We start from the raw sequence: 9,795 nt of genomic DNA on the forward strand, positions 1-9,795 counted from the left end.
CATCTGGGCGTTCGCGCTGGGCTGGGCGGTGCTGGCCGCCGTGGTCGGCTTCGTCTACTTCTGGAAGGCAGAGGAGAGGTACGGCCGTGGCTGACGACAAGACGGGTGCGCGGGTGCCCACCGTCATCGCGGACGACCTGCACATCGTCTACCGGGTCAACGGCGCCCGGGGCGGGAAGGGCAGCGCCACGGCGGCGCTCAGCCGGATCCTCAAGCGCGGCGAGGAGCGGGGCGTGCGCAAGGTGCACGCCGTGCGCGGGGTGTCGTTCGTGGCCTACCGGGGCGAGGCCATCGGCCTGATCGGTTCCAACGGCTCCGGCAAGTCCACCCTGCTGCGGGCCGTCGCCGGGCTGCTGCCCGCCGAGAGCGGCAAGGTGTACACCGACGGCCAGCCGTCCCTGCTCGGCGTCAACGCGGCCCTGATGAACGACCTCACCGGCGAGCGGAACATCATCCTCGGCGGTCTCGCGATGGGCATGTCCCGCGAGGAGATCAAGGCGCGCTACCAGGAGATCGTCGACTTCTCCGGGATCAACGAGAAGGGTGACTTCATCACCCTGCCGATGCGCACCTACTCCTCCGGCATGGCGGCCCGCCTGCGCTTCTCCATCGCCGCAGCCAAGGACCACGACGTCCTGATGATCGACGAGGCGCTGGCGACGGGTGACCGCAAGTTCCAGAAGCGGTCCGAGGCGCGCATCCGTGAGCTGCGCAAGGAGGCCGGCACGGTCTTCCTGGTCAGCCACAACAACAAGTCCATCCGTGACACCTGCGACCGGGTGCTGTGGCTGGAGCGCGGCGAGCTGCGCATGGACGGCCCGACCGACGAGGTGCTGCGGGAGTACGAGAAGTTCACGGGTAAGTGACCCGCCCGTCCAAGGCCCCGCCGGGAACGGTCCGGCGGGGCCCGGCGTGTGCAAAAGATGCGTCAACTCCTTGTGCGAGAAGGAATCTTGACGCCGATCGGTGTGCTGTGGTGGTGCCCGGCAGACCCCCGGCGAGGCAAGGCGCGTTGTACAACGTAAGCTGGACCGGTCCCGAAAGGCGGCAATCAGGGCCATAATGCCCGACACCATTCATCGGTGCCGTCGGGTGGACGCCTGGGCGGCGTGTCCGAAATAGTGTGAATTGGGTCAGCAGTGTAGAACGGGAGATGTGACGGCAATGGCTTCGGAGACTCCCCGGCTGAACTCAGCATGCGCCGTCCTCTTCCCGGGCAGTCCGCGATGACGGCGGCCGGCGCACGCCCCGCCGCCATGGAGCGGGCGACACTCGACAAGGCCGCCGCCGAGAACTTCCCGGTGGCCCCCTTCTTCCTGCCCAAGGCCTGGCGCGCCGACCTCATGGCCGTGTACGGCTTCGCCCGTCTGGTCGACGACATCGGCGACGGCGACCTGGCCCCCGGCGGCGACGACGCCCGCGCCCTCGGCGTCCCCGCCGACCGGGCCGACGACCGCCTCGCCCTGCTGGACGCACTGGAAGCCGACCTTCACCGGGTGTTCGACCCGGACGGCCCGCGCCCCCGTCACCCCCTGCTGCTCCGGCTGGAGCCGACGGTCCGGCTGCGCGCGCTGACCCCGGAGCCGTTCCTCGGCCTGATCGCCGCCAACCGCCAGGACCAGCTCGTCAAGCGCTACGAGACCTACGACGACCTGCTCGCCTACTGCGAGCTGTCGGCCAACCCGGTCGGCCGGCTGGTGCTCGCCGTCACCGGGACCGCCACCCCGGAGCGCATCCGCCGCTCCGACGCCGTCTGCACGGCCCTGCAGATCGTCGAGCACCTCCAGGACGTCGCCGAGGACCTCGGCCGCGACCGCATCTACCTGCCCGCCGCGGACATGAAGCTCTTTCATGTCACCGAGGCGGACCTCGCCGCACCCACCGCCGGCGCATCGGTGCGCGCCCTCGTCGCGTACCAGGCGGAGCGCGCCCGGGACCTGCTGGACGAAGGCGCACCCCTGGTGAGCAGCGTCCGGGGCAGGCTCCGCCTGCTGCTCGCGGGATTCGTGGCGGGAGGAAGGGCGGCCGTCCGCGCGATCGCCGCAGCCGAATACGACGTACTTCCCGGCCCGCCCAAGCCCGGCAAGACGCAGCTGTTGCGCGAGGCGGGCGTGACTCTGCGAGGAAAGGGGTGATCCGGACCGTGGAGTCACAACCATCCGCGTCCGCACCGGTACTCGCCGCCTACAGCTACTGCGAGACCGTCACCGGCCAGCAGGCACGCAACTTCGCCTACGGCATCCGGTTGCTGCCGACGCCCAAGCGGCGTGCGATGTCGGCGCTGTACGCGTTCTCCCGGCGGGTCGACGACATCGGCGACGGTTCGCTCGCCGACGACGTCAAGGTCGCCCGGCTGGAGGACACCCGCGCGCTGCTCGCCCGCGTCCGGGACGGCGAGGTCGACGAGGACGACACCGACCCGGTCGCGGTCGCCCTCGCCCACGCCGCCACGCACTTCCCGATCCCGCTCGGCGGCCTGGACGAACTCATCGACGGCGTCCAGATGGACGTGCGCGGCGAGACGTACGAGACCTGGGACGACCTGAAGGTCTACTGCCGCTGCGTCGCCGGCGCCATCGGACGGCTCTCCCTCGGCGTGTTCGGCACCGAACCCGGCGCGCGCGGCGTGGAACGCGCCTCCGAGTACGCCGATACGCTCGGTCTGGCGCTGCAGCTCACCAACATCCTGCGCGACGTCCGCGAGGACGCCGAGGGCGGGCGCACCTACCTGCCCGCCGACGACCTCGCCAAGTTCGGCTGTTCCGCCGGGTTCGACGCGCCGACCCCGCCCGCGGGCTCCGATTTCGCGGGCCTGGTGCATTTCGAAGTGCGCAGGGCACGTGCCCTTTTCGCCGAGGGCTACCGCCTGCTCCCCATGCTCGACCGGCGCAGCGGCGCCTGCGTCGCCGCCATGGCCGGCATCTACCGCCGGCTCCTCGACCGCATCGAGCGCGACCCCGAGGCCGTGCTGCGCGGCCGGGTCTCCCTGCCCGGCCGCGAGAAGGCCTACGTGGCGGTGCGCGGCCTCTCCGGTCTGGACACCCGCCACGTCACCCGGCGTACCGTCGGGAGGCGTGCCTGATGGACACCGCGTACCCGGACGGAAAGCGGCGGGCAACCCTCCGCCGCGCCGCCGCGTCCCTCACCGAGACGGCCGGCCGCGCACCGTTCGCGCGACCCCGTCGGGCAGGGGAGGACGCATGAGCCACGGCGCACGCTCCGAGGGGCCCCGCACGGACGGCCCGGTCCCGCCGGGACGCCATGCCGTCGTGGTCGGCGGCGGGCTGGCCGGCACCACCGCGGCCCTCGCCCTCGCCGACGCCGGGGTGCGCGTCACCCTCCTGGAGGGCCGGCCCCGGCTGGGCGGACTCGCCTTCTCCTTCCGGCGCGGCGAGCTGACCGTCGACAACGGCCAGCACGTGTACCTGCGCTGCTGCACCGCCTACCGCTGGTTCCTCGACCGGATCGGTGGCGCGGACCTGGCACCCCTGCAGGACCGCCTCGACGTGCCCGTGGTCGACGCCGACCGGCCCGAGGGGCGCCGGCTGGGCCGGCTGCGGCGCGACCCGCTGCCCGTACCGCTGCACCTGGGGCGCAGCCTCGCCGCGTACCCGCACCTGTCGCTCGCCGACCGGGCCCGGGTGGGCCGGGCGGCGCTCGCGCTGAAGGGCCTCGACCTCACCGACCCCGCCCTGGACGAGAAGGACTTCGGCAGCTGGCTGGCCGGCCACGGCCAGTCGCCGCGCGCCGTCGAGGCCCTGTGGGACCTGGTCGGGGTCGCCACCCTCAACGCGGTCGCGGGCGACTCGTCGCTGGCGCTCGCCGCGATGGTGTTCAAGACCGGTCTGCTCTCCGACCCCGGCGCGGCCGACATCGGCTGGGCCCGGGTGCCGCTGGGCGACCTGCACGACCGGCTCGCCCGCGAGGCGCTGGACTCCGCGGGCGTGCGCACCGAGGTCCGCACCCGCGTCACCTCCGTCCGCTCCGAAGCCGACGGGAACTGGACGGTCGAGACCCCCGGCGAGACGATCCAGGCCGACGCCGTGGTCCTCGCCGTACCGCAGCGCGAGGCGCACGACCTGCTCCCCGCCGGCGCGCTCGACCACCCCGAACGGCTGCTCGACATCGGCACCGCCCCGATCCTCAACGTCCACGTCGTCTACGACCGCAAGGTGCTCGCCCGGCCCTTCTTCGCCGCGCTCGGCACCCCCGTGCAGTGGGTCTTCGACCGCACCGACGCCTCCGGCCTGCGGCGCGGCCAGTACCTGGCGCTGTCCCAGTCGGTCGCCCAGGACGACATCGACGCGCCCGTCGCCGCCCTGCGCGAGCGGTACCTGCCCGAACTGGAGCGGCTGCTGCCGCACACCCGCGACGCCCGGGTCGAGGACTTCTTCGTCACCCGGGAGCGCACCGCCACCTTCGCTCCCGCCCCCGGCGTCGGACGCCTCAGGCCCGGCGCCCGCACCAAGGCACCCGGCCTGTACCTGGCCGGAGCGTGGACCGCCACCGGGTGGCCCGCGACCATGGAGAGTGCGGTCCGCAGCGGCGTCGGCGCGGCGGACGCCGCGCTGGGCGCCCTCGGCCGGCCCCGCCCGCGTCACCTCTTCGCCTTCGAGGAGGCGGCCTGATGCTGCAGCGAAGCGGCGCGGCAGGTCCCCGCACCCCCGGTACCGCAACAAGAGGAGAGACTGTGCCCACTGTGCCCCCGGCCCCGCAGGCCGCTCGAAGGACCGCGGTGGACGTGTCCGCGCTCCTGGAGCGCGGGCGGACCCTGGCCACGCCGGTACTGCGGGCGGCCGTCGACCGCCTGGCACCTCCCATGGACACGGTCGCCGCCTACCACTTCGGCTGGATCGACGCCCAGGGCCGCCCCGCGGACGGCGACGGCGGCAAGGCCGTGCGTCCCGCCCTCGCCGTGCTGTCCGCCGAGGTCACCGGCGCCGCCCCGGAGACCGGCGTGCCCGGCGCGGTCGCCGTCGAACTGGTCCACAACTTCTCGCTGCTGCACGACGACCTGATGGACGGCGACGAACAGCGCCGGCACCGCGACACCGTCTGGAAGGTGCACGGCCCCGCCCAGGCCATCCTGGTCGGCGACGCCCTGTTCGCCCTGGCCAACGAGGTGCTGCTGGAGCTCGGCACCGTCGAGGCCGGCCGGGCCACACGCCGCCTCACCCGGGCCAGCCGCGCACTGATCGACGGTCAGGCCCAGGACATCTCCTACGAGCACCGCGACCGCGTCAGCGTCGAGGAGTGCCTGGAGATGGAGGGCAACAAGACCGGCGCCCTGCTCGCCTGCGCCAGCTCCATCGGCGCGGTGCTCGGCGGCGCCGACGACCGCACCGCGGACGCGCTGGAGAGGTACGGCCACCACCTGGGCCTCGCGTTCCAGGCGGTCGACGACCTCCTCGGCATCTGGGGCGACCCGGGGTCCACCGGCAAGCAGACCTGGAGCGACCTGCGGCAGCGCAAGAAGTCCCTCCCGGTCGTGGCCGCCCTCGCCGCGGACGGCCCGGCCGCCGCACGGCTCGGCGAGATCCTTGCCGCGGACGCCAAGAGCAGTGACTTCGCGAACTTCTCCGAGGAGGAGTTCGCGGCCCGTGCCGCCCTCATCGAGGAGGCCGGCGGTCGCGAGTGGACCGCCGAGGAGGCACGACGTCAGCACACCATCGCCATCGGAGCCCTGGACACCGTGGACATGCCCGACCGGGTGCGGGAGCAGTTCACGGCGCTCGCGGACTTCGTCGTCGTACGAAAGAGATGATCACTATCGGTCGAATAGCCCTCGCGTAGTCGCCGGCCGGTGGTACGGGAGTACCCACCGGCCGACGGCGGACCCACAGCAGACGCACCATTTGCAGGACTGCACGAAGGGGAAGCCATGACAGCGACGACCGACGGAAGCACCGGGGCGGCCTCGCCGACCCGTGTGGCCGCGGCCAGCGAAAACGACACCGACATCCCCGAGGCGGCCGGGGTTCCCGACAGAGCCGCCCGCGCCATGCGGCGCGCCACCGACTTCCTGCTGTCCCGTCAGCACGACGAAGGCTGGTGGAAGGGCGACCTCGAGACGAACGTCACGATGGATGCCGAGGACCTGCTGCTGCGTCAGTTCCTCGGCATCCGCGACGAGGACACCACCCGCGCCGCCGCCCTGTTCATCCGCGGGGAACAGCGCGAGGACGGCACCTGGGCCACCTTCCACGGCGGCCCCGGCGACCTCTCCGCCACCGTCGAGGCGTACGTCGCGCTCCGCCTGGCCGGCGACGCCCCGGACGCCCCGCACATGGCGAAGGCCTCCGCCTGGGTGCGCGAGCGGGGCGGCATCGCCGCCTCCCGCGTCTTCACCCGCATCTGGCTCGCCCTGTTCGGCTGGTGGAAGTGGGAGGACCTGCCCGAACTGCCGCCCGAGCTGATCTGGTTCCCGACCTGGGTGCCGCTCAACATCTACGACTTCGGGTGCTGGGCGCGGCAGACCATCGTGCCGCTCACCATCGTCTCCGCCAAGCGGCCGGTGCGTCCCGCCCCGTTCCCGCTGGACGAGCTGCACACCGACCCCGCCCGGCCCAACCCTCCCCGGCCGTTGGCCCCGGCGAACACCTGGGACGGCGCCTTCCAGCGGCTGGACAAGGGCCTGCACGCCCTGCGCCGGGCGATCCCGCGCCGGCTGCGCGGGGCGGCCATGAACACCGCCGCCCGCTGGATCATCGAGCGGCAGGAGAACGACGGCTGCTGGGGCGGCATCCAGCCCCCGGCCGTGTACTCGGTCATCGCCCTGCACCTGCTCGGCTACGACCTCAACCACCCGGTGATGCGGGCGGGGCTGGAGTCCCTGGACCGGTTCGCCGTGTGGCGTGAGGACGGCGCCCGGATGATCGAGGCCTGCCAGTCCCCGGTGTGGGACACCTGCCTGGCCACCATCGCGCTGGCCGACGCGGGTCTGCCCGCCGACCACCCGCGACTGGTCAAGGCCGCCGACTGGATGCTCGGCGAACAGGTGGTACGGCCCGGCGACTGGTCCGTGCGCCGGCCCCATCTGCCGCCGGGCGGCTGGGCGTTCGAGTTCCACAACGACAACTACCCCGACATCGACGACACCGCCGAGGTGGTCCTCGCGCTGCGCCGGGTCAAGCACCACGACCCGGACCGGGTGGACAGCGCCGTCGGCCGCGGGGTGCGCTGGAACCTGGGCATGCAGTCCCGCGACGGGGCGTGGGGCGCCTTCGACGCCGACAACACCAGCCGCTTCCCCAACCGGCTGCCGTTCTGCGACTTCGGCGAGGTCATCGACCCGCCGTCGGCCGACGTCACCGCGCACGTCGTGGAGATGCTCGCCGTCGAGGGACTGGCCCACGACCCGCGCACCCGGCGCGGCGTCGCATGGCTGCTCGCCGAACAGGAGCCGGACGGCTCGTGGTTCGGGCGCTGGGGCGTCAACTACGTCTACGGCACCGGGTCCGTGGTCCCCGCCCTGACCGCGGCCGGCATTCCGACGTCCCATCCGGCGATCCGGCGGGCCGTGGCCTGGCTGGAGAAGGTGCAGAACGAGGACGGCGGCTGGGGCGAGGACCTGCGCTCCTACCGCTACAGCAAGGAGTGGAGCGGCCGGGGCGCCTCCACCGCCTCACAGACCGCCTGGGCGCTGATGGCGCTGCTGGCGGCGGGGGAGCGGGACTCCACCGCCGTCGAACGCGGCATCGCGTGGCTCGCGGCCACCCAGCGGGAGGACGGCTCCTGGGACGAGCCCTACTTCACCGGCACCGGCTTCCCCTGGGACTTCTCCATCAACTACCACCTCTACCGGCAGGTCTTCCCGCTCACCGCACTCGGCCGGTACGTCCACGGGGAGCCCTTCACCAAGAAGCCGGCCGAGGCGACGGCCGCCGCCGGGCAGGCGCTCGCCGAGGCGAAGGGCAGCTGATGAGCAACCGGCCCGCCTCCGCCCCGCTGCTGATCGCCTGCGCGCTCGGCATCGAACACGTCGCGCTGCGCAGGCGGGAGCGCTCCACCCCGGGCGGGCCGGTCACCGTACTGCGCACGGGCATGGGGCCGGCGGCGGCCGAGCGGTCCGTCACCAGGGTCCTCGGCGACCCGGCCCTGAGCGGGGCGGCCGTCCTCGCCACCGGCTTCTGCGCGGGCCTCGCCCCCGGCATGCACCCCGGCGACCTGGTGGTCGCCGAGGAGACCCGTGACCCGCGCGGCAACGTCAGCTGCGTGGGCACCGAACTGCTGGTGAAGGAACTGGTGCGCGCGGTGCCCGGGCGCATCGTGCACACCGGACCGCTCACCGGCTCCGACCACGTCGTCCGCGGCCACGAACGGTCCGACCTGCTCGCGACCGGCGCGATCGCGGTCGACATGGAATCGGCCGCCACGCTCCTGAGCGCCGTCCGGGTGGCCGAGCGCCCGGTTGCGGCCGTCCGGGTGGTCGTGGACGCTCCTGAACACGAACTCGTCCGCATCGGCACGGTCCGCGGTGGAATATCAGCTTTCCGTGTCCTTCGTTCCGTACTACCGGCTTTCTATGAATGGCACCGTTCCTTGCTGCTCCCCAGGAGGTGAGCCAGATGGCCATGCCGCTGCGTCAGTCCATCAAGGTCGCTACATACTTGGCCGAACAGAAGCTCCGCAGGCGGGACAAGTTCCCGCTCATCGTGGAGCTGGAACCGCTCTTCGCCTGCAACCTCAAGTGCGAGGGCTGCGGCAAGATCCAGCACCCGGCCGGCGTGCTCAAGCAGCGCATGCCCGTCGCGCAGGCCGTCGGCGCGGTCCTGGAGTCCGGGGCGCCGATGGTGTCCATCGCCGGCGGCGAACCCCTGATGCACCCTCAGATCGACGAGATCGTGCGGCAGCTGGTGGCCCGCCGCAAGTACGTCTTCCTGTGCACCAACGCGCTGCTGATGCGCAAGAAGATGGACAAGTTCACCCCGTCGCCGTACTTCGCGTTCGCGGTGCACATCGACGGGCTGCGGGAGCGGCACGACGAGTCCGTCGCCAAGGAGGGCGTGTTCGACGAGGCGGTGGAGGCCATCAAGGAGGCCAAGCGGCGCGGCTTCCGCGTCACCACCAACTCGACCTTCTTCAACACCGACACCCCGCAGACCATCGTCGAGGTGCTCAACTTCCTCAACGACGACCTCAAGGTCGACGAGATGATGATCTCGCCCGCCTACGCCTACGAGAAGGCCCCCGACCAGGAGCACTTCCTGGGCGTGGAGCAGACCCGGGAGCTGTTCAAGAAGGCCTTCGCGGGCGGAAACCGGCGCCGCTGGCGGCTGAACCACTCACCCTTGTTCCTCGACTTCCTCGAGGGCAAGGTCGACTTCCCGTGCACCGCGTGGGCGATCCCCAACTACTCGCTCTTCGGCTGGCAGCGCCCCTGCTACCTGATGAGCGACGGCTACGTGCCGACGTACCGGGAGCTGATCGAGGACACCGACTGGGACCAGTACGGCCGAGGCAAGGACCCGCGCTGCGCCAACTGCATGGCGCACTGCGGTTACGAGCCCACCGCCGTCCTCGCCACCATGGGGTCCCTCAAGGAGTCCCTGCGCGCGATGCGCGAGACCGTCTCGTCGAACCGGGAGTGAAGCAGATGACCGCAGTCTCCCTGGGCCTCCCCGAGGTGCCGCTGCGCCCGCTCGCCGTGCGCCGGAAGAGCCGGCGGATCCAGGTCGGATCGGTGGCGGTGGGCGGGGATGCCCCGGTGTCGGTGCAGTCGATGACGACGACGCGGACGTCGGACATCGGCGCGACGCTGCAGCAGATCGCGGAGCTGACGGCGTCGGGCTGCCA

The 9,795-nt window shown here is 72.3% G+C and carries 10 protein-coding genes and 1 pseudogene; all 11 read left to right on the forward strand.

The genetic code is table 11. From position 1 onward, the window contains the following. A pseudogene (locus tag ACIF8S_RS33240) lies at positions 1-94 on the forward strand (ABC transporter permease); the annotation flags it as partial. After that, positions 87-866: an ABC transporter ATP-binding protein gene (locus ACIF8S_RS33245; protein ID WP_400004254.1), complete on the forward strand. Its 780-nt coding sequence runs from the start codon at positions 87-89 to the stop codon at positions 864-866. The pseudogene ACIF8S_RS33240 and the gene ACIF8S_RS33245, both read left to right, overlap by 8 nt. A gap of 360 nt (positions 867-1,226) precedes the next feature. After that, positions 1,227-2,135, forward strand: coding sequence for a squalene synthase HpnC (gene hpnC, locus ACIF8S_RS33250; protein ID WP_400004265.1), 909 nt, complete (start codon positions 1,227-1,229; stop codon positions 2,133-2,135). After that, positions 2,132-3,082: a presqualene diphosphate synthase HpnD gene (hpnD, locus tag ACIF8S_RS33255; protein WP_349791960.1), complete on the forward strand. Its 951-nt coding sequence runs from the start codon at positions 2,132-2,134 to the stop codon at positions 3,080-3,082. Before hpnC ends, hpnD begins: the two co-directional genes overlap by 4 nt. Further along, positions 3,082-3,204 carry a DUF6380 family protein gene (locus ACIF8S_RS33260; RefSeq protein ID WP_400004256.1) on the forward strand — a complete coding sequence of 41 codons (123 nt, stop codon included), beginning with the start codon at positions 3,082-3,084 and terminating at the stop codon, positions 3,202-3,204. The genes hpnD and ACIF8S_RS33260 overlap by 1 nt, the downstream gene beginning before the upstream one ends. Then, positions 3,201-4,628, forward strand: coding sequence for a hydroxysqualene dehydroxylase HpnE (gene hpnE / locus ACIF8S_RS33265; RefSeq protein ID WP_400004258.1), 1,428 nt, complete (start codon positions 3,201-3,203; stop codon positions 4,626-4,628). The genes ACIF8S_RS33260 and hpnE overlap by 4 nt, the downstream gene beginning before the upstream one ends. 71 nt (positions 4,629-4,699) lie before the next feature. Then, positions 4,700-5,764, forward strand: coding sequence for a polyprenyl synthetase family protein (locus ACIF8S_RS33270; protein WP_400004266.1), 1,065 nt, complete (start codon positions 4,700-4,702; stop codon positions 5,762-5,764). Between the two features lie 117 nt (positions 5,765-5,881). Beyond that, a complete protein-coding gene (gene shc, locus ACIF8S_RS33275; protein ID WP_400004260.1) occupies positions 5,882-7,921 on the forward strand; it encodes a squalene--hopene cyclase in 2,040 nt (679 codons plus the stop codon). Further along, positions 7,921-8,562 (forward strand): 1-hydroxy-2-methyl-2-butenyl 4-diphosphate reductase, encoded by a 642-nt coding sequence (locus ACIF8S_RS33280; protein WP_400004262.1) that lies wholly within the window; start codon positions 7,921-7,923, stop codon positions 8,560-8,562. The genes shc and ACIF8S_RS33280 overlap by 1 nt, the downstream gene beginning before the upstream one ends. 5 nt (positions 8,563-8,567) lie before the next feature. Then, positions 8,568-9,590, forward strand: coding sequence for an adenosyl-hopene transferase HpnH (hpnH, locus tag ACIF8S_RS33285; RefSeq protein ID WP_024888636.1), 1,023 nt, complete (start codon positions 8,568-8,570; stop codon positions 9,588-9,590). Between the two features lie 5 nt (positions 9,591-9,595). Then, positions 9,596-9,795 (forward strand): flavodoxin-dependent (E)-4-hydroxy-3-methylbut-2-enyl-diphosphate synthase (locus ACIF8S_RS33290; protein WP_400004263.1); only part of this gene is annotated, 200 nt, incomplete at its 3' end.

The sequence above is a fragment of the Streptomyces sp. NPDC085937 genome, assembly GCF_044540535.1.
Lineage (GTDB): Bacteria > Actinomycetota > Actinomycetes > Streptomycetales > Streptomycetaceae > Streptomyces.